This is a genomic window from Flavobacterium psychrophilum (assembly GCA_001708385.1).
Classification (GTDB): Bacteria; Bacteroidota; Bacteroidia; order Flavobacteriales; family Flavobacteriaceae; genus Flavobacterium; species Flavobacterium psychrophilum_A.
The window spans coordinates 120,465-140,774 of record CP012388.1 but is presented as its reverse complement, the minus strand read 5'-3'; the positions used below and the strand labels follow the sequence as shown (position 1 = coordinate 140,774).

12 protein-coding genes are annotated in these 20,310 nt (G+C 38.2%); 10 read left to right on the top strand and 2 right to left on the bottom strand.

Going from position 1 to position 20,310, the window contains the following annotated elements:
- Window positions 1-240: 240 nt before the first annotated feature.
- Window positions 241-6,207: a hypothetical protein gene (locus tag ALW18_00620; GenBank protein ID AOE51152.1), complete on the top strand. Its 5,967-nt coding sequence runs from the start codon at window positions 241-243 to the stop codon at window positions 6,205-6,207.
- Window positions 6,208-6,449: 242 nt separating this feature from the next.
- Here ALW18_00620 and ALW18_00615 read toward each other — a convergent pair whose 3' ends face one another.
- Window positions 6,450-7,319: a hypothetical protein gene (locus tag ALW18_00615; protein ID AOE51151.1), complete on the bottom strand. Its 870-nt coding sequence runs from the start codon at window positions 7,317-7,319 to the stop codon at window positions 6,450-6,452.
- Between the two features lie 265 nt (window positions 7,320-7,584).
- Between ALW18_00615 and ALW18_00610 the strand changes: the two genes are divergently transcribed.
- The 3 genes from ALW18_00610 to ALW18_00600 all read left to right on the top strand — a co-directional run bounded on the left by ALW18_00610 (window position 7,585) and on the right by ALW18_00600 (window position 10,560).
- Window positions 7,585-8,178 carry a cyclic nucleotide-binding protein gene (locus ALW18_00610; GenBank protein AOE51150.1) on the top strand — a complete coding sequence of 198 codons (594 nt, stop codon included), beginning with the start codon at window positions 7,585-7,587 and terminating at the stop codon, window positions 8,176-8,178.
- 54 nt (window positions 8,179-8,232) lie between these two features.
- Complete coding sequence (locus ALW18_00605; GenBank protein ID AOE51149.1) at window positions 8,233-9,129, top strand: 3-beta hydroxysteroid dehydrogenase; 897 nt, start codon at window positions 8,233-8,235, stop codon at window positions 9,127-9,129.
- Between the two features lie 276 nt (window positions 9,130-9,405).
- Entirely contained in the window at window positions 9,406-10,560 is a 1,155-nt protein-coding gene (locus ALW18_00600) for a hypothetical protein (GenBank protein AOE51148.1), read from the top strand.
- 59 nt (window positions 10,561-10,619) lie between these two features.
- Here ALW18_00600 and ALW18_00595 read toward each other — a convergent pair whose 3' ends face one another.
- Window positions 10,620-12,116, bottom strand: a complete 1,497-nt coding sequence (locus tag ALW18_00595; GenBank protein ID AOE51147.1) for a glycosyl transferase family 2 — start codon at window positions 12,114-12,116, stop codon at window positions 10,620-10,622.
- A gap of 447 nt (window positions 12,117-12,563) precedes the next feature.
- Between ALW18_00595 and ALW18_00590 the strand changes: the two genes are divergently transcribed.
- The 6 genes from ALW18_00590 to ALW18_00565 all read left to right on the top strand — a co-directional run bounded on the left by ALW18_00590 (window position 12,564) and on the right by ALW18_00565 (window position 20,309).
- The gene (locus ALW18_00590) at window positions 12,564-13,913 is read left to right on the top strand and encodes a chemotaxis protein CheY (protein ID AOE51146.1); all 1,350 of its coding nucleotides are present in this window, start codon (window positions 12,564-12,566) and stop codon (window positions 13,911-13,913) included.
- A gap of 168 nt (window positions 13,914-14,081) precedes the next feature.
- On the top strand, window positions 14,082-14,363 hold the full coding sequence (locus tag ALW18_00585) for a hypothetical protein (protein ID AOE51145.1): 282 nt from the start codon (window positions 14,082-14,084) through the stop codon (window positions 14,361-14,363).
- A gap of 204 nt (window positions 14,364-14,567) precedes the next feature.
- A complete protein-coding gene (locus ALW18_00580; protein ID AOE51144.1) occupies window positions 14,568-16,256 on the top strand; it encodes a potassium ABC transporter ATPase in 1,689 nt (562 codons plus the stop codon).
- Between the two features lie 10 nt (window positions 16,257-16,266).
- Complete coding sequence (locus tag ALW18_00575) at window positions 16,267-18,300, top strand: potassium transporter KtrB (GenBank protein AOE51143.1); 2,034 nt, start codon at window positions 16,267-16,269, stop codon at window positions 18,298-18,300.
- Between the two features lie 11 nt (window positions 18,301-18,311).
- Entirely contained in the window at window positions 18,312-18,878 is a 567-nt protein-coding gene (locus tag ALW18_00570; protein AOE51142.1) for a potassium-transporting ATPase subunit C, read from the top strand.
- A gap of 51 nt (window positions 18,879-18,929) precedes the next feature.
- Entirely contained in the window at window positions 18,930-20,309 is a 1,380-nt protein-coding gene (locus ALW18_00565; protein AOE51141.1) for a hypothetical protein, read from the top strand.
- The last annotated feature ends 1 nt before the right edge of the window (window position 20,310 follow it).

Genomic DNA, 20,310 nt, shown 5'->3' with positions numbered 1-20,310 from the left:
CAGGGCTTTTTTAAAGATGTACATAAAATGTAAGGTGTTTTACAGGCTGTGTAAATGATTTGTAACCCTTTTATAAATCCGTTTAGCATACAGGTTTGATAGCTTTGCATCTGAGGAACATTAATTTTAAAGAATAAGTTACGAATTCTGTCCTGTTACAGAATTCATTTTTCCGTAATAACTAAAATGTAAATCTCCGTTTTAATTTACTTCTGTATTTTCTAATCTTAAACATAAACTATGACTATGAAAAAAATTACCTTAAGTTTTCTTTTTTTGTTGTGCTGCTTTTTTGGCTATGCGCAATTAGAGGAAGAAACATTTGAAGGTGCCGCTTTTCCACCTCCGGGTTGGGGCGTGTATGACAACGGTGTAGGGCTTACCTACTCATGGCAAAAATCTCCAGCAGGTAATCAACAATTGCCGCCTTATCAAGGTGCAACTGCCGCATACATACAAAGGGAAAGTGCACTAACTACCCCGGAAGACTGGCTTATTACTAAGCAGTTTACAGTACCGGAAAATGGTATATTAAATTTTTACTCCAGATTAGGCATTGTTGGCGATCAGGGTGGTATTTATCAGATTAAGATTTCTACATCTGCTAATCAGGCAGATCTTGCTGATTATACTCTTATGCAGGAATGGACAGAATCTCAAATAAATGGTGTTCAACAACGTGAGTATGTGCTAAAAACACTAAACTTCGCACCCGAATTTTATGGACAGCAGGTATACGTGGCTTTTATAATGAAAGCAAATTTTGCAGACAGGTGGCTTGTTGACAATGTAAGTGTTACAGAAAAATGCTTAAACCCAACTAACCTTACCGCTACAAATTCAACGACTTCTACAGTAGATCTTAATTGGGATAGCCCAAGCAATGCTACAAAGTGGGATATAGAAATTGTGGGCGAACAAGATCCATTTACAGGTAGCGGACAACTTTACACAGGCACTTTACCCTATACCGTTACAAATCTTGAAATAAATAAAGGTTATAAATACCAAATAAGGGCAGTATGTGTTTTAGGAGGTAAAAGTGATTGGATTGGGCCTGTTTTTTTCAGTACAAATCGTTTGGGTGATACTTGTAGCGACCCGATTGTGGTAAGCAGCTTACCATATAATATTGTAGACAACACATCAAACGCTAAAAATTATTATAGCGGAAGCCCGGGTGCAAATTGTGGCACGTCTCAGTGGGGAAGCTATCTTGGCGGTAACGATGTTATCTATAAATACACCCCTATCGCAAATGAGATAATTACAATTAAAGCTACAGAACTAACAAACGACACAGCATCTATGTTTGTGTATAATTCTTGTGCAGATATTGGCACAAATTGTATTGCAGCCGATTTTAATGACTACGTGTTGGGCGACCTTGCAATTTCGGAAATCGACGTAACGGCAGGGATTGACTATTATATTTTATTGTCTGCAGGCAACGGTGTAACCTCATACAATTTTACAATACAGAGAGAAAATTGTAAATCGCCAACTGCTTTAACTGTAAGTGGTATTACAACAACATCAGCAATGCTATCATGGACTGAAGCGGAAACTGCGACTTCTTGGCAATATGTTGTTCAAACCGAAGGACTGGGACTACCTACAGGATCGGGAACTGATATAAATGCGACAAACTTTAATGCAACTACATTAAATCCGTCTACAAACTACGAATTTTATGTTCGTGCTAATTGTGGCGATGGCACTTACAGTACATGGGCAGGTCCACTTAGATTTTCTACATTATGTAATCCGTTATCAACACCTTTCTACGAGAGTTTTGAAGAAGATTCTGCTACAGAATTTTGCTGGATAGTAAATGATGGAAATAATGATGGCGAAAAATGGGATATAAATGACCAATGGAATGGTTTCAACAGCCAGCAATCGGCTGCATTTTATAATGATATAAATACTGATAATGATGATATGCTTATTTCTCCAACACTAACAATTGGAGCAAATCAGAGGTTGCGCTACAAATATCAGGGCACATCATCTTCTCTAGTACATTTTTCGGTTAAAATATCTACTACCGGTATTGATCCTGACAATTTTACAACAGACTTACTACCTTTAACACCTATTGAGAACAATAGTTATCTTGAAAAAATTATTGACTTAAGTGCTTATGAAGGACAGAATGTAAATATAGCATGGTATGTACCATCAGGAAGTGCAACATATTCCAGAGTGAGAATTGACGACGTTTATGTTGAGAACTGGCCTGCTTGTGCGGTTCCTCTAACGCCATCTGTTAGCGATATTACAACTACATCTGCACAGTTAGCCTGGACGAAAGGCCACAATGAAACGGCATGGGAAATTGCTTTAAAAGATTTATCTCAAGGTACTCTACCTCCTGCCGACGGAATTGCAGGAACTCCTGTTACTACAAACCCATACCTTGCCGATAACTTAACTCCTAATACCGAATATACCTATTATGTTAGAGCATCATGCGGATCGGGTGAATTTAGTGAGTGGGTAGGTCCTGTATCATTTAGAACCGAATGTGTAGCCTTTACTGTACCATTTTTCGAAGGCTTTAATTCGAATTCTCAAACGGAAGCCTGTTGGACGAAGACAACCGGCAATGGTGGCACTTCATCATGGAATCTTAACGGTCAATTTCCGGCAGGTTATGAAGGCGACCAATATGCGCAAATTTATACTGGGGCATCAAATATTAACGACTGGTTAATTTCACCTCAAATTATCCTTACAGGAAATGATAGATTACGATTTCATTACAGAACAGGTAGTGGAAACGCGCGTTTCAGGGTAATGATATCTACTACAGGAAAAGATATTGCCGATTTTACTACGGTAATTCTTCCTTCAGCAGTGTATAACAATGAAAGTTTTATAAAAGAGATCATATCACTTCAAGGATATACCGGACCGGTTTATGTTGCATGGCATGCTGATTCTCCATCTGCAGGATATGCTCCTGTAGCAATAGATAATGTAGTTTTTGAAGCAATACCGGATTGTGCTGACATAGATGACCTAGCTGAGGGTAATACTACAACGTCTTCTATAGAATATACATGGTCTCCGGCAGATACAGAAACACAATGGGAAATCATTGTTCAACCAGCGACTTTTCCTGCTCCTACCGCAACAACAAATGGTCTTCCCGCTACAAGTCCATACATTGCAACTACAACAGTAAATGGACAGCCTTTGGAATCGGGTACTCTGTATGCTGCTTATGTTAGAGCAGTTTGTGACTCGGATAGCAAAGGCGCATGGACAGATAGAGTTGCAGTTCCTACAATGATTACAAATGACGAATGTGCTACAGCTATTGATCTTACTGTAAATACAACACCTGATTGTACAATTGTACGCGGAGGTACTACAAGCGGCGCTACAATATCAACCGAAGCAATATGTAATCAATTTGGTACACCATCTAACGATGTATGGTTTACATTTACCGCATTAGCGCAAACACATACAATTAATATAACTCCATTAACCCAAAATACATCATTTGGATACGCATTATATGAAGGCGCTTGTGGAAACCTAAATAATTTATTATGTGCGTCTGGCTTTGGTGATGAAACTTCTGCTTATGTTAGAGATTTAACTGTAGGGCAGAAATACACAATAAGAATTTCTGAAGATAGCTTTAACCCTAACTTTCATTTTTCAATTTGTATTTCAACACCTGTTAAACCAATCGCTACAAATACTACACAGTATACGGTAGAAGAACTTGTACGCGACGTACTTGTAAACTCAGGATGTGCTCAGGTTAGTAATGTAACATTCACGACAGGATCTACTTTTGGCGGACCGGACGGTATCGGTTATTTTAATAAAAATGGTTCAGATTTTCCTTTTGAATCAGGTATTGTACTAAGTACAGGTAATGCTAACGATGCTGCCGGACCAAATTTTGAAGCATTAAACGGTATGGCAGACGGCTGGGTTGGAGATCCAGACCTTGAACAAATAATCCAAGAAGGCACAGGGCTACCGATGGTATCTCATAATGCTTCAATCCTTGAATTTGATTTTATTCCACTTAGAGATCAGATAAGTTTTGACTTTATGTTTGCTTCTGAGGAATATGGAACATATCAATGTGAATATTCAGATGCATTTGCATTTATTTTAACCGATGCTCAGGGAAATAAAAGAAACCTTGCAGTTGTACCTGGAACAAACACACCAGTTTCTGTTATTACAATCAGAGATGGATTATACAATGATACTTGTGACTCGGAAAATGGTGATTTCTTCAGCGATTACTACGGAGTTTACGATGGAGAAAATTTTGGCTCAAACGCACCAATAAACTATAATGGACGAACTACTGTTATGAAAGCCCAGGGTGACGTTATAATGGGACAGCCGTACCATATAAAAATGGTTATTGCAGACAGAGGTGACGAACGTCTGGATTCGGCAGTATTTCTAGGTGCAGAAAGTTTTGACCTGGGTAAATTGAACCTGGGAATTGACCTTACAGTCGCTGCCGAAAACGCCATTTGTGAAGGATCGGAACACGTACTTAATAGTAACTTAGACGCTGAAGCATTCATAATTAAGTGGACAAAAGACGGTGTTGAAATTCCAAATGAAAATGGAGCAACACTTACTGTAACAGAAGCAGGAACATATGCTATCAACGCTGAATTATTAGGCCTTTCTTGTACTGCATCAGATAGTATTATAATAGAATATTATCCAGATGTTACATCGACAGTTAAGCAGCCTTTAAATCTAACACAATGTAATAATGAAGGTATAGCCAATTTTGATGTTACTTCTAATACAGCTATTATACTTGATGAATTGGATGCTACAAATTATGAAATAAGCTACCATACATCTGTAGCTGATGCTGAAGCAGGAGAAAATGCGATGGGATCTTCTTATGAAAATATAGAAAATCCGCAGACTATTTATGTAAGGATTGAGGATAATACTACCTCATGTTATGGCGTTACTACATTTACACTTGCTGTGAATCCGGCACCGGAGTTTGCGCTTACTGAAGATCGTTCTATATGCGAAAACTCAGATACAATACTTGAAGTAACATCTACTGCTTTTGAAACAGGAGATGCAACTTACGCATGGACTAAAGACGGTGTGATACTTACTGAAACAACAAGTGCAATTACTGTAAGCGAACCGGGCGTATATGAAGTAACTGTAAGGGTTGGCAACTGTACATCTTCAGACAGTGTTAACGTAACTACACTTCCTGCTCCAATAGCCGATGTTATTCAAAATGTTGAACAATGTGACAGCTATACGCTTTTACCACTAAGCGCAGGCAACAGGTATTTTACTGCCACGGGTGGTGATAATGGTTCAGGTACAGAAATTACTGCCGGATCAGCTATAACTACGTCTCAGACAATTTATGTATTTGCGCAAAGCAACACTATTCCTGTATGTACAGCTGAAAGCAGCTTTGAAGTAACAATAAACCCTACGCCGAGATTTACACTTGGTGACAATCAAAATGTATGTATGCTGGAAAATGCGGTTATTACTGTAAGCGCGCAGAACTTTGAACTTGCAGATGCAATCTATGAGTGGACTCTAAATGGTGTTGTTGTAGGTACAGACAGCAGCATTACAGCTACAGACTTTGGCAGCTATGACGTGACTGTAACTATTGGAGATTGTAAAGCAACGCAATCTATAAATGTTACCCAAAATACCGATGCTATAAAAGTGGTAATTACTGAAGATTGTGAACCGGGAGTATATACCCTTACAGCAAATGATATAGATGGTTCTTATAATACCGATATTGCCAAATATAGCTGGACAGGTCCTGAAGGTTTTGCATCTAAAGATCGTGCTATAACACCTGATGCAATAGGTATATATACTGTTACCGTTACAACTGCAGACGGATGTATAGGTGAAGATTCTATGCCTGTTACAAGCACAACCTGTGATATACCACGTGGTGTATCGCCTAATAATGACAGCAAGAACGACAACTTTGACCTTAGTTCTCTAGGTGTTAGAAAACTGTCAATCTTTAACCGATACGGACAGGAAGTATACACTAAATCCAATTATACCAACGAATGGGTTGGTCAGGGAAGTAACGGAAAAGAGTTACCAACCGGAACATACTTTTACATGGTTGAGCGCTCTAACGGTGAATCTAAAACCGGATGGGTATACCTTAACAGAGAGGAATAAACTTTCATATGTTTTAGGCATTGTAATATTAGGTTAATGATTTACTATGTATGAGAGACGGCCACCGGTATTAATTGCCGGTGGCCTTTTTATTTATAATCAATTTATGTGCATCATTATTTTAAAGCAAAATTGATTAAACAAAAAACGCTCACAAGTTGTAAGCGTTTTTTGTTATATATATGTTGGATATCGTGATCTATGATTAATAAATAGTAATCCTTATTTTTATATTACGTGAATTATTTACCTTTTACTAAAGAAAATATTTTTTTACTACCTGATACAAGTACAACAACAATTAGTCCCGCCAGCAAACCAAGACAAAATTCTTTGATGATTGAGGGCACTACCGGAAGAAGATGGTGGAAGAATTCTATATTATGAACGAAGATTCCTCCCGATACCAAAATAAGAGCAATAGTACCAACTACAGCCAGAATTCTAATAACTATAGGTAAAGACTTAACCAGTATATTTCCCACTGTAGATAAAAAGCCTTTTTCGTTTGAATGCTTAATCAATTTGTATCCTGCGTCATCCATCCTTACAATAAGCGCTACTATTCCGTACACACCAACTGTAGCCAAAATTGCTACAACGCATACAGTTAATATTTGTACTGTTAAACTTTTGTCTAAAACAGTTCCAAGTGCAATAATTACAATTTCTACAGAAAGAATAAAGTCCGTAGTTACAGCAGACTTAATTTTACTTTTCTCTGCGTCACTATCATTTTCCTGGCTTTCGGCAATAACTTCATGTCCATCTTTAGATTTATGAAAAAAGTATTCAATAATTTTCTCTACTCCTTCATACGCAAGATAAAAACCGCCCAGGACCAATATAATTTTTATTGCTATGGGCAAAAATGCATTTAACAGTAAAGCTATCGGAACAATTATCAACTTATTCAGAAATGAACCCTTTGTGATTGCCCATAATACCGGTAATTCTCTCGAAGAAAGAAATCCTGTTGCCTTTTCTGCGTTTACCGCCAAATCGTCGCCTAATATACCTGCTGTTTTGCCGGTTGCAACCTTACTAGCCACTGCAACGTCGTCCATCAATGCAGCCAAATCATCCAAAATTGCAAAAAATCCTGAAGCCATGTATAAATTTTAAATTGTGAGGCGTAAAAATATAATTTAAATATGATTTTTTCTCCCATAATTTTCTTTAAAGTTCTGTATTAAGATAAAGCGGATACACAAAAAACACCTGCCACCCACCCTTATCAAATAGTATCAGACAATGGATATGTAAAAAAAAGCATCTCAAGAATGAAGTAATACTATAGCAAACTACATCACTCATATCGTTATAATTCCTTGAATCATAAATTGTAATGTAAATGGATTTTTCTACTTTTACTTTATGCGTACCGAATTTGAAATTTATCTTAAAACACAGGCTGGAATTTCTGAAGAAGTTATTCGTAGAATTAGCGATTTGGCTATATCGAAAACCTTGGGAAGAAATGAGTATTTATTTAACGCGGGAGAGATATGCCGCAACAAGATATTTGTAGTTAAAGGGCTTATCCGCATGTTTAGTACGACCTCGGATGGTAACGAGCATATACTGCAATTTTCACCGGAAAACACCTGGACTCTTGATGTTGAAAGTTATGATAAGCAAATACCCTCGCTGGTAAGTATCAATGCTATCGAAACTACTACTGTTCTGCTGTGGCAAAAAGATGATTTTAATACTTTACTTCAGGACATACCTGAACTTAAAAAACTATCTGAAAGGCTTATCTCGCAAAACATATATTATAACAGGCACCGTATGCTTACTACCCTTGGGGCCACACCTGAAGATAGGTATAATGACTTTTTGAAAACATTTCCGCACCTGAAATCCCGTTTACCGCTACGAATGATTGCCTCCTATTTAGGCATTTCACTTAAAACTTTAAATCGTATAAGACACTCACAAATACAAACTGAAAATAGTGTCAAATGACCCATTTTATAAATCGTATATATAAGAATTTTGTAATACTAAAATTTTAAAAATATGCGAGTATTTGTAACAGGAGCCTCAGGATTTGTAGGCTCCGCAATAGTTGAAGATTTATTAAAAAACAATCATGAGGTTCTTGGACTTGTTCGTTCCAATAAGGCAGCCGAAAAATTACTGGCAACCGGTGCAGAAGTTTGCCGTGGTGATGTAAATGACCTTAAAATAATTCAACAGGCAGCTACTAACTGTGATGCGGTAATCCATACCGCCTTTAACCACGATTTTTCGCAGTACAAAGCCAGTTGTGAAGCCGACCGCCTTGTTATAACCGCATTAGGTGAAGCATTAATCGGTACTAACAAACCTCTGGTCATTACTTCGGGTATAGGATTGCTTACCTCTGATAACAAAATTACCGAAGATGATACAATTAAGGCCGGGTCTGATGTAGTGCCAAGAGCCGCTTCAGAAGAAGCAGCGGCAACTGTTGCCGCAAAAGGTGTAAATGTATATACCGTAAGGCTTCCGCCCAGCGTACATGGAGAAGGCGATCATGGTTTTGTACCTATGCTTATAGCTTTATCACGAGAAAAAAATATATCTGCTTATGTTGGCGAAGGTAAGAATCATTGGCCTGCGGTACATCGTCATGATGCAGCCTCGTTATACAGGCTTATTGTTGAGAAACAACCCGAATTAAAAGTATTTCACCCGGTAGCCGAAGAAGGAATCCCCTTTCGTGAAATAGCGGTTGCTATAGCAAATGGACTTGGTATACCTGTCATGAGTAAAACCGGTGATGAGGCAGCCGATCATTTTGGTTGGTTTACCCATTTTGCTTCTATAGAATGTGTGGCTTCAGCCGAAAAAACAAAAGAAGTTTTAGATTGGAATCCGACAAAGCAAGGACTTATAGATGACATTTTAAACGCTAATTATTTTACGGTGTAATTGTTAGATAAAGTCACAATCGTATAAAATTATTGTTTGAACCCGGATAGTTATAACTATCCGGGTTTTGTGTTTTGATAGTATTAAATTTTATGAAAATTAAAAAACAAAGGAAAAAGATTACAACAAAATAGATTCTATAGTCGTTATAGTAAATACCAAACAATAACCTGTATGAACCAAACCAATACTATCGCTCCCAAACCATGGAGTTTGGCTAAAAAACTGATTTTTCGTTTCTTTATCATTTTATGTGCTGTTTCCATTTTTCCATTTTTGTCAGATATACTGTGGCCGCAGCTAATAAAATGGTCGGGAAGCTATTTTTTTAATGAGTCGGTAATACATCATCCAAGCGGAAGTGGTGACACTTTATACGACTTTTATGGCATAACTCTTAAGATTATTGTAGCGTTGATTATTTCTTTTATTTGGAGCATCCTGGATAGAAAAAGAAATAGTTATAATAAACTTTTGTATTGGCAAGAAGTATACATACGCTACTACTTGGCATTCTTTCTACTGGTCTATGGTTTAATGAAGGTAATTAAACTTCAATTTGGCCAGCCGGGATTATCTGCATTATTAATACCATTAGGTCAAAAATCACCAATGGGGCTTGCCTGGACATTTATAGGATTTTCTGACACCTACACTATATTTTCTGGGTTCTGTGAGATCATGGCTGCAGGATTCTTAATTTATAGAAAAACCAGGACACTTGGAGCACTGATAAGCTTTGGCGTTATGCTGAATGTCTTTTTAATGAATATGTCATATGACATACCTGTAAAATTGTTTTCGCTGCAACTGGTAGTGTTATCGTTATTTCTTGTTGCATTAGATTATAAAAGGCTAATTGGTGTATTCATCCTGAACAAAGCCGCCGAGCCTCAGAAAAGTATCAACCCTTTTGAAAAACGGTGGGCAAATATTACAACACAAGTTATAAAGGGTGTTGCACTAGTAGCCGGACTTGGTTTTACAGTATTTAACAATTTACAGAGTAGGTCGCAGTACGGAGATGCAGCACCAAAAACAGCTTTGCATGGTATTTATGAAGTGGAAGAATTTATAATTAACAATGATACTTTAGCGCCGGTACTTACCGATACTTTGCGATGGAAATACCTTGTTATTGAAAGTAAATCTGCCAATATTTTTAAAATGAAAACATCATCTTATGATGATCTTGACTATTTTAAAATTACAACCGATACAGTAAAGCATGAAATTGTACTTTCAAATTATTCTGATTCTACCGAAGTAGCCAAATTACACTATCGTAAGACTGATAAAGATCAATATATATTTAAGGGTAATTTCAAAAAGGATTCCCTTAAACTGCATACTAAAAGAACAGATGAAAAAGATTACCCTCTTATGAACAGAGGATTTCATTGGGTAAATGAATATCCTCATAACAGATAGAAATAAAAAATGCCTCATATAAAGAATTATGAGGCATTTTTATTATTTGAGTGTGACAATTATTTTTGAGGTAAACCACGTGTTAGCCATCCTCTTTTATTTGCAGTAGCAATAGCATACGGAGTAATCCAGAATAGCCCAAAAGTATATAAGATGCTGTATGAATATGCCCAGAATGACTGTGGAAGATCGTATCGTTTAGCATAAAACAACACTGGGAAAGTAGACATAACAAGAATACTGAAAAGTGTTGAGCTAACAAATAATATTGGATGCATTACTATAAAAAACAGCATAAACAATAGGAACGGATACGTCAATACAATTTTCAACAACTGGTTGATGAATAGTAATCTTGACCCGGCTTTAGAACCCTCCCGGAAGTTTTTAAATACAAACTTAGACATCATAATGTTTTCACGAACATTACTCCTGTCCCACCTAATAAACATTTTAGACAGGCCGCTAAATTTTTCCGGTACATCTGTAAGTACATATGAATTTCTCTGGAACAATACGTGATGCCCTTGTTTTAGGATCATGTTTGTCATTGCTCTGTCTTCTCCAATATCAGAAGGCTGTCCCATAAAAGTCTGGTTAATCCAATCAGGAAGACACGCAAAGACAGCAGAACTACGGTAAGCCGCCAAAGCACCCGGCGTACACATTACTGAACCGAACATACTCTCAACAGAACGTTGAAACTCAAAGCTCATTACAAAACTTACATTAAGCATTTTTGGTAATATACCTTTGTCTTTATTTAGTACCCTTACGTTTCCTGCAACTGCACCACAATTTTCATTAGTTACAAAAGGACTAACTAAGTTTCTCAAAGTATCTTCTTTTACAATAGAATCGCTATCTACAGTTACAAAAACTTCTCCTGTGCCAAGGTTAAACCCGCGATATAATGCATGACGTTTTCCTTTATTTTCTGGTTGCTGATAGATTGCAAGACGATCGCCTAACATTTCTTTAGCTTGTTGCATATAAGACCATGTATCATCTTTACTACCATCATCAACGGCTAGTAATTGTAATTTTTCTACCGGGTAATCACTGTTTGCAAGGCTTATTAATGTATCAAGTACTAATTTACCTTCATTATATGCCGGAACTATTACTGTTACTGTTGGAAGCAATTCATCTGATACAGATTCAACCGGTTTGTATCGTAAATAAAGAAATATACTATAGGCAAAGAAAAGCAGTTTAAATACTAGCAGTGCAGATGTTATAACCAGAAAAACAAATCCCCAGGTTGAATTTAGCCTGCTTGAATTGAATTCATAAAACTCCGGTTGTAATTCGTAAACCAAGTAAGCAGACCCAAACATTAACGCAAATGTAGCTACCAGCACTAAAAGTGCAAATGGTTTTTGCGATGTCCTGGTCACTTTCTCGAAAACATCATTCAGATAATCTTTCCCTGCAAATTCAAAAGGAGAAGCTACTTCCAATGGTGTATTATTGTAAACACGAAAATGATTTTGTTCAATTGTGCCATTTTCCGAAGAATATAATTGCTTTGATGTAATTGTTTCACTTTTCATAGGTGTGTGTGCTTAAGGTTTCAGTCAGACTTTTTTTCGTTTCATGGGATCTCGATAAGAACCTGTAATGAAACATTGAAAGAATTTAACATATACACATTTTGCAAGAGCCGTGCCATTGGCCTTATCAATGATTATAAGGGTTTTACTAAATTACAATCTTGAGGAAAGTGTGGAACTTATAAAAAAAATGTGGAAAAATTCCACACTTTTTCATTGAAACTACAACCAAAGATGCCTAGAAATACTGGGTTTGTATCGCGCCAGTGAGGTTGGAACAGAGTTATAAGATATATAATAAGAAGTATTAATTACAAAACATATCCCAACTATATTTAAAGCTTCACCGTCATTCGTGATAGTGGAGCTTTTTTGTTTGTAATAAAACCTTTGTTGTATAGTAAGCAGAATCAGAACAATCCTATAACTTTGTAAAAAAATTATCCCGTGAAAAAGATCCTGATTATAGACGATGAAGAAAAGCTAAGAGCCCTCATGGCACGTATTATTGCCCTGGAAGGCTTTGAGGTTATTCAGGCCGGTGATTGCAAAACAGGCTTAAAAAAATTGGATCAGGATATTGACCTTGTTCTCTGTGATGTAAAGCTACCCGACGGCAATGGCGTTGAAATGGTAGAACAGATAAAAGCAAAATTTCCATCTGTAGAAATTATACTTTTAACTGCATACGGCAATATTCCGGACGGTGTACAGGCCATTAAAAATGGTGCTTTTGACTATATTATAAAAGGCGATGATAATAACAAGATCATCCCCCTGATACATCGCGCACTGGAAAAAGCGACACTTTCGCAAAGAGTACAGCAACTTGAAGAAAAACTCGGCAATAAATATTCTTTTGATGGCATTCTGGGTACATCTAAAGTAACTAAAGACACTATTGAACTTGCTAAGAAAGTTGCGGTTACCGATACTACTGTGTTACTAACGGGAGAGACCGGAACCGGTAAAGAGGTTTTTGCGCAGGCTATACATCAGGCGAGCAGCAGGAATACTAAAAACTTTGTTGCTATTAACTGTTCGGCTTTTAGCCATGATTTATTGGAAAGTGAAATGTTTGGGCATAAAGCAGGGGCATTTACCGGAGCTACTAAAGATAAAAAAGGTTTATTTGAAGAAGCAAATAACGGAACTATCTTCTTAGATGAGGTTGGCGAAATGGCATTAGATCTTCAGGCTAAATTGCTCCGTGTATTAGAAAACGGAGAATTTATTAAAGTTGGTGAAAGTAAAGTAACCAAGGTTAATGTTCGTATTATTGCCGCTACTAACCGTGATTTTAAGAAAGAAATTGAAGCAGGACATTTCCGTCAGGACTTGTTTTACCGACTTTCCATATTCCAGATAAATCTACCCTCTCTTAGGGAACGAATATCGGATATTGAACCGCTAACACTACACTACGTTAAACAATTTGCTTTAAAAACAAATAAAAAGTTACAAGGCGCATCAGCAGAATTTATCAGCCTGTTAAAAATGCACAACTGGCCGGGTAATATTCGTGAACTAAAAAATGTTATCGAACGCAGTGTAATCTTAGAGAACAGCACTACCCTAACCCCGTCGAGCCTTCCTGTCGAAATTCAGTACCACGAAAACAGTCCGGTTGAAGATGACAGTAAAGTGCTTTCGGCATTTTCATTGGCATCTGCCGAAAAAATACACATTCGTAAAGTATTCAATCACACTAACGGCAATAAAACTGAAACAGCCCGACTTTTGAATATTGCCCTTACAACGCTATACCGAAAACTGGAAGAATACAATATTTCCTAAATACCATATCATTTTGATATACCAAACCCTTTCATTTTGAAAGGGTTTTTCTTTTTGGCACAATATCAAAAATGCAATAAACCATTATAAATAAACACGTTAACCTAATTATCAAATTAAGGGTACATCTTTTGGCATAAGTAGGCAGAACATAAAACAAATGTCAAAATGAAAAACCAGGCCAAATCTGCTTGCACAAAAGCGGTACAATTTGCAGAGATCACGAAAAACCTCATCCGTAAAGGAAATATACACAGGGTTAAAAAATGCCTTAGTATAGCAGAACAATTACTTATAACCGGCAACGCAGAAACGAAAAATGTAATCTCTAACATTTACGTATTCTCGGTATCTACATTCATGGAAATGCACAATTGCAGTATAGCAAACTTATTTCCGCAATCGCTTAGAAAAGAATACATCTCACAAGTTAATGCCTCTGGGGTATAATCAGATTATTTATGATACTTACCACCATCCTCGTGGCATCAGGCATCGCACTTTTTGCCATATGTTTTAAATCGATAGACTTTTTTGATAAAATCTAAACACCATGATTGCACTCTTTATACTCGCTGTTTTTGTTTTTGTGTACATCTGTTATGTACTAATAAAACCCGAGAAATTTTAACCTCACAATCCACACACTAAGTTATGAACACCGAAATCTTAGGTATTATACTAATGTTCGTCCTTACACTGGTACTGGCAATTCCGTTCGGGAAATATATTGCCCGCGTTTACCAGGGCAGCAAAACTTTCCTTGATCCCATTTTTAATCCTCTTGAAAAACTGTTTTTCCGCGGAAGCGGAATAGACGAGACAGAGGAAATGGGATGGAAAAGACATCTTAAAATTTTACTGTCCCTCAATTTTATATGGTTTATTCTGGGGATGATCGTGCTGATGTGCCAGGGATGGCTACCTCTCAATCCGGATTCTAATCCGAATATGAGTCCTGACCTGGCCTTTAACACCTCGATATCATTTGTAGTGAACTGCAACCTCCAGCATTATTCAGGCGAAACGGGCGTAAGTTACCTGTCGCAATTGTTCCTGATGTTCCTGCAGTTTGTATCGGCTGGTACAGGGTTGGCAGCCGGAGCAATACTATTTAATGCGCTTAAAGAGCGCACTACCGAAAAGCTTGGTAACTTTTATGTGTACTTTATTAAATCGTGTACACGTATACTATTGCCTTTATCAATAATAACTGCTGCATTGCTTATGCTGAACGGCACTCCTATGACTTTTGAAGGAAAGCAAAACATGGTTACACTTGAAGGCGAAACTGTTCAGGTTTCAACAGGACCGGTAGCTTCTTTTACTGCAATAAAACATATAGGTACGAATGGTGGCGGTTTCTTCGGAGCTAACTCTTCGCATCCTTTAGAAAATCCAAACTACTTTACAAATATTATAGAAATGACCGCACAAATGATCGTGCCGTTTGCCATGATATTTGCCCTTGGATTTTACCTCAACAGAAAAAAACTGGCATTAATGATATTTGGCGTAATGACAGTTGGCTTCTTACTGCTCACAGTACCAACAGTTATGGCCGAAATGAATGGGAATCCCGCGCTAAGCCAGATGGGAATTGATACTTCGGGAGGAGCTACCGAAGGTAAAGAGACACGGTTTGGCGCTGCGGCTTCCGGCTACTGGAGCATAGCTACCACGGTTATATCTACAGGATCTGTAAACTCTATGCACGATAGTGCCATGCCGATATCGGGTTTAACCCAATTGCTTGCCATGATGGTAAACTGCTTCTATGGAGGATGTGGTGTAGGCTTACTTAACTTCTACATATTTATTATACTGGCAGTCTTTATAAGCGGACTGATGGTGGGGCGGACACCGGAATTTTTGGGTAAAAAGATTGAAGCCCGCGAAATGAAGATTGCCATGATTATAGCTTTGCTTCACACATTACTGATACTTTCCGGTACTGCACTTAGTACTGCCTTTTCAGAATATGGAGCAAGCACCCTTAATAATCCAGGTTTCCACGGCTTTAGTGAGATACTGTATGAGTTTACCTCATCGGCAGCCAATAACGGTAGCGGTTTTGAAGGCCTTGGTGATAATAACCCGTGGTGGAATATAACAACAGGCATAGTGCTATTACTGTCACGCTTCCTCCCTATTATCGGACCTATTGCTATTGCAGGAATACTTGCCGGGAAAAAACATGTACCGGAAAGCTCAGGCACACTTAAAACGGATACCTCAACATTTGGGCTTATGGTATTTGCCGTAATATTTATTATCGCTGCATTGTCCTTTTTTCCTGCCCTGGCACTTGGACCAATAGCCGAATACTTTTCTCTTACTTAATAATTAATGTATGAAAACCAATAAATCATTGTTTCAGAAAGAACTTGTAATGGAAGCATTAAAGCAGTCTTTTGTGAAACTTAATCCAAAGAGCCTGTCGCGTAACCCTATTATGTTTACAGTAGAGATAGGTACTGCGGTAATGCTTTGCGTATGTCTGTGGATACTTAACGGTGAACAGGGACAGGGAAGTTTTGCTTATAACTTCGTGGTATTTCTTGTACTGCTTTTTACCCTGTTGTTTGCCAATTTTGCTGAAGCTATAGCCGAGGCACGCGGTAAGGCACAAGCCGATAGCCTTAGAAAAACGCGTGAAGAAACCCCCGCCAAAAAGATATTTCCAATTGGAGAGGTATATGTAGACGAAATAAACGTTGTGCCCTCTTCTACCCTTGTTAAAGGTGACGTATTTATTTGCGAAGCAGGCGATATTATCCCTACCGATGGAGAAATTATAGAAGGCCTTGCTACTATAGATGAAAGTGCCATTACAGGTGAAAGTGCTCCGGTTATTCGTGAGGCAGGCGGCGACAAAAGCTCTGTTACAGGTGGTACAAAAGTACTTTCTGATAAAATAAAAGTTCAGGTTACTACCAGCCCGGGCGAAAGTTTCCTTGATAAAATGATTGCACTTGTTGAGGGGGCCAGCAGGCAAAAAACTCCCAACGAAATAGCCCTGACCATACTACTTGCAGGTTTTACATTAGTTTTCATTATCGTGTGTGTTACATTAAAACCTTTTGCAGATTTTGCCCATGCGCCAATTACTATTGCGGCATTTATTTCACTTTTTGTATGCCTTATACCTACAACTATAGGCGGACTGCTTTCGGCGATTGGTATAGCTGGTATGGACAGGGCTTTACGTGCAAACGTAATTACCAAATCTGGTAAAGCCGTAGAAACCGCCGGTGATATAGATGTATTGCTACTTGACAAAACAGGGACCATAACTATTGGTAACCGTAAAGCAACTCATTTTTATGCTGCCGATGGCATTACCGAAAAACGCTTTATAGAGGCTGCCGTATTAAGCTCACTGGCGGATGAAACACCTGAAGGGAAAAGCATTATAGAGTTGGCCGGGGTTGATCCAAGCTTTAAAGTCAAAAATTCTGTCTTTATAAAATTCACTGCCGAAACAAGAAGTTCCGGTGTAGATATAGAGGATAGAAGGATACGCAAAGGGGCTTCGGATGCTATGCGCCAGTTGGTAGAAAAAAATGGAAATCATTTTCCTGAAATGGTAGCCAGTAAAGTAGCTAAGATATCAGGCAAAGGTGGAACGCCACTGGTTGTGACCGAAAACGAAAAAGTACTTGGGGTAATAGAACTTCAGGACATTATTAAAACCGGAATACAGGAGCGTTTTGAAAGGCTTCGTAAAATGGGTGTAAAAACAGTAATGGTTACAGGAGATAACCCACTTACAGCAAAATTTATTGCAGAGAAGGCAGGGGTAGATGATTTTATCGCCGAGGCGAAACCTGAGGATAAAATGAACTACATAAAAGATGAGCAGGCAAAAGGCAAACTGGTAGCCATGATGGGTGACGGTACCAACGATGCCCCTGCCCTTGCCCAGGCAGATGTAGGCGTAGCAATGAACAGCGGAACACAGGCAGCTAAAGAAGCCGGTAATATGGTAGACCTTGATAACGACCCTACCAAACTTATTGAGATCGTAGAAATAGGAAAACAACTATTAATGACACGTGGCACACTTACCACCTTTAGTATTGCTAACGATGTTGCTAAATATTTTGCCATTATTCCGGCTTTATTCATTGCTGCTATTCCAGCATTGCAGGGATTAAACATTATGCAATTGCATAGTCCGGAGAGCGCTATACTATCAGCGGTAATTTTTAATGCGGTTATAATACCGTTCCTTATTCCGCTTGCGCTGAAAGGTGTTGCATATAAACCTATAGGAGCATCGGCATTGCTTAGGCGTAACTTATTTATCTATGGCTTAGGCGGAGTTATTGTACCCTTTATTGGAATTAAACTTATAGATATAGCTGTTGCATTTTTTATCTAAAAACTTATATCATGAAAAAAACATTTTTACAATCCCTGAAACTTACCCTTATTTGCATTATTTGCTTCTCGGGAGTATATACGTCGGTTGTATACGGCATTGCACAGGTAATGCCCAATCGCGGCAGGGGCGAAATAGTAGCTGACAAAGGAAAAACCTACTATGCCAACATAGGACAGCAATTTAAAAGCGAAGGTTATTTTAATGCGAGGCCATCGGCGGTGGCATACAATGCCGCCGGTTCCGGTGGTAGTAACAAAGGGCCTTCTAGCCCCGAATATCTTGCCGATGTACAAAAACGTATTGATCTTATCCTCGCTCAAAATCCGGATATTAGAACGAAAGATATTCCTGTGGAAATGGTTACAGCAAGTGCCAGCGGGTTAGACCCTCATATATCTGTACTTTCAGCAAAACTTCAGATAAAACGAATTGCCAAAGCACGTAATCTGAAAGTGACCGAACTGGAAACTCTTGTTGAAAATAACACCGATAAACCACTTTTGGGGTTATTCGGCCCTAAAAAGATCAATGTACTAAAACTCAATATTGCTTTAGACAAATTGGCTAAAGATTAGTCATACTATCTTCCAGAACACAAACACATTTAAACAAATTAAATATTTCTCATGAAAACAATTAGCACAATTGTATTGCTTTTTATTGCGGTGATGGGCTTAAGGGCGCAGGACACCATAACTACATCTAAAATACCTTTTGATGGTATGGATCTCACCTGGATCAACGGACAGAACAGACAGAAAAATTTTCCACTTACCCTTAAAGACAAAGATGGCGAAACTATACTTACCGGGGTAACCTACCTTGACACTTATTATAACTATAATTTTGCCAACCCTACCGATAATACCCAAACCATTTCGGCTACTATGGGACGCCATAATGAGTTTACACTTAACCTTGCAAGTATTGGTATAGAAACCAATTACAAAAACATTATAGGAAGGCTATGGCTTCAGTACGGACAAATGGCATCTGTGGTTAATGACGTTGATGGTTCTGTATTCAGGGGTCGTAATACTAACATCAATAACCTGAAATATATTCGTGAGGCAGCAGCAGGTTATCATTTTGATGTTTGGCATGGTATAAACGTAGAGATGGGTATCTTTATGAGTTATATTGGCCTTGAGAGTTACGTAACGCAGGAAAACTGGAGTTACCAGAGAAGTATGCTATGTGACTTTACACCTTTCTATTTTACAGGTGCACGTGTACAAATGTATCCAGCAAAAAACCTGAAACAGGAAATATGGCTGCTTAACGGATGGCAGAGCTACAATAGCTTTAGTAAAGGTCCTGGCTTAGGAAGTTCAACCTACTACCGCCCTACAGAAAACCTTCAGTTAGTAGCTAACTTCTATCTAGGCCGTGACACTCAAAACCCGGATACAGAAGGTAATCAGTCTAAAAGGCTTCGTTTTCACCATGACAACAGTATCGTAGGCCGTTATTTTTACGATCCTCAATCTAAAGGCATTACGCAGGCGGCTTTCAGCCTTAACTCACATTACGGTTTTCAGAGTAACAATGAAGAAGGCGATATCGTAAAAGCGAAAGACAACTTTATGGTAGGTACATCACTTGCCAACCGTATCTGGTTTAGCAATAACAAAATGGCGCTAACTTTAAGAGGCGATTATATGACAAACCAATCGGTCGTAAATGGTGTGAATGTATCTCCTTACCTTGCCTTTACCCCTGCGGCTGCAGGCGATATACCTAATAACTATGACGAGGCTATTGCCAATGGTGATAAACTGAAAATATTTCAGTTTACAACTACCTTTGATATTATGCCAAGCGACTTTGTAACCTTTAGAATAGAATACGGCTACAGAAATTCTAGCGTGCCTTATTTTACAGGTTCAGGCGGAACTACATCGGCAAGCGGATGGACGAACGGACCTACAGGTTCTACACCTTGGGCAGCCGATTTAAAAAAGAGCGAAAACAGGATTACCCTTGCAGTTAACTTCAGGCTATAAG

What these genes read in the sequence shown, in the direction of transcription:
- ALW18_00620 (AOE51152.1), top strand. Translation starts at nt 241, where the DNA reads ATGACTATGAAAAAAATTACCTTAAGTTTTCTTTTTTTGTTGTGCTGC.
- ALW18_00615 (AOE51151.1), bottom strand. Translation starts at nt 7,319, where the DNA reads ATGGCTTCAGGATTTTTTGCAATTTTGGATGATTTGGCTGCATTGATG.
- ALW18_00610 (AOE51150.1), top strand. Translation starts at nt 7,585, where the DNA reads ATGCGTACCGAATTTGAAATTTATCTTAAAACACAGGCTGGAATTTCT.
- ALW18_00605 (AOE51149.1), top strand. Translation starts at nt 8,233, where the DNA reads ATGCGAGTATTTGTAACAGGAGCCTCAGGATTTGTAGGCTCCGCAATA.
- ALW18_00595 (AOE51147.1), bottom strand. Translation starts at nt 12,116, where the DNA reads ATGAAAAGTGAAACAATTACATCAAAGCAATTATATTCTTCGGAAAAT.
- ALW18_00585 (AOE51145.1), top strand. Translation starts at nt 14,082, where the DNA reads ATGAAAAACCAGGCCAAATCTGCTTGCACAAAAGCGGTACAATTTGCA.
- ALW18_00580 (AOE51144.1), top strand. Translation starts at nt 14,568, where the DNA reads ATGAACACCGAAATCTTAGGTATTATACTAATGTTCGTCCTTACACTG.
- ALW18_00575 (AOE51143.1), top strand. Translation starts at nt 16,267, where the DNA reads ATGAAAACCAATAAATCATTGTTTCAGAAAGAACTTGTAATGGAAGCA.
- ALW18_00570 (AOE51142.1), top strand. Translation starts at nt 18,312, where the DNA reads ATGAAAAAAACATTTTTACAATCCCTGAAACTTACCCTTATTTGCATT.
- ALW18_00565 (AOE51141.1), top strand. Translation starts at nt 18,930, where the DNA reads ATGAAAACAATTAGCACAATTGTATTGCTTTTTATTGCGGTGATGGGC.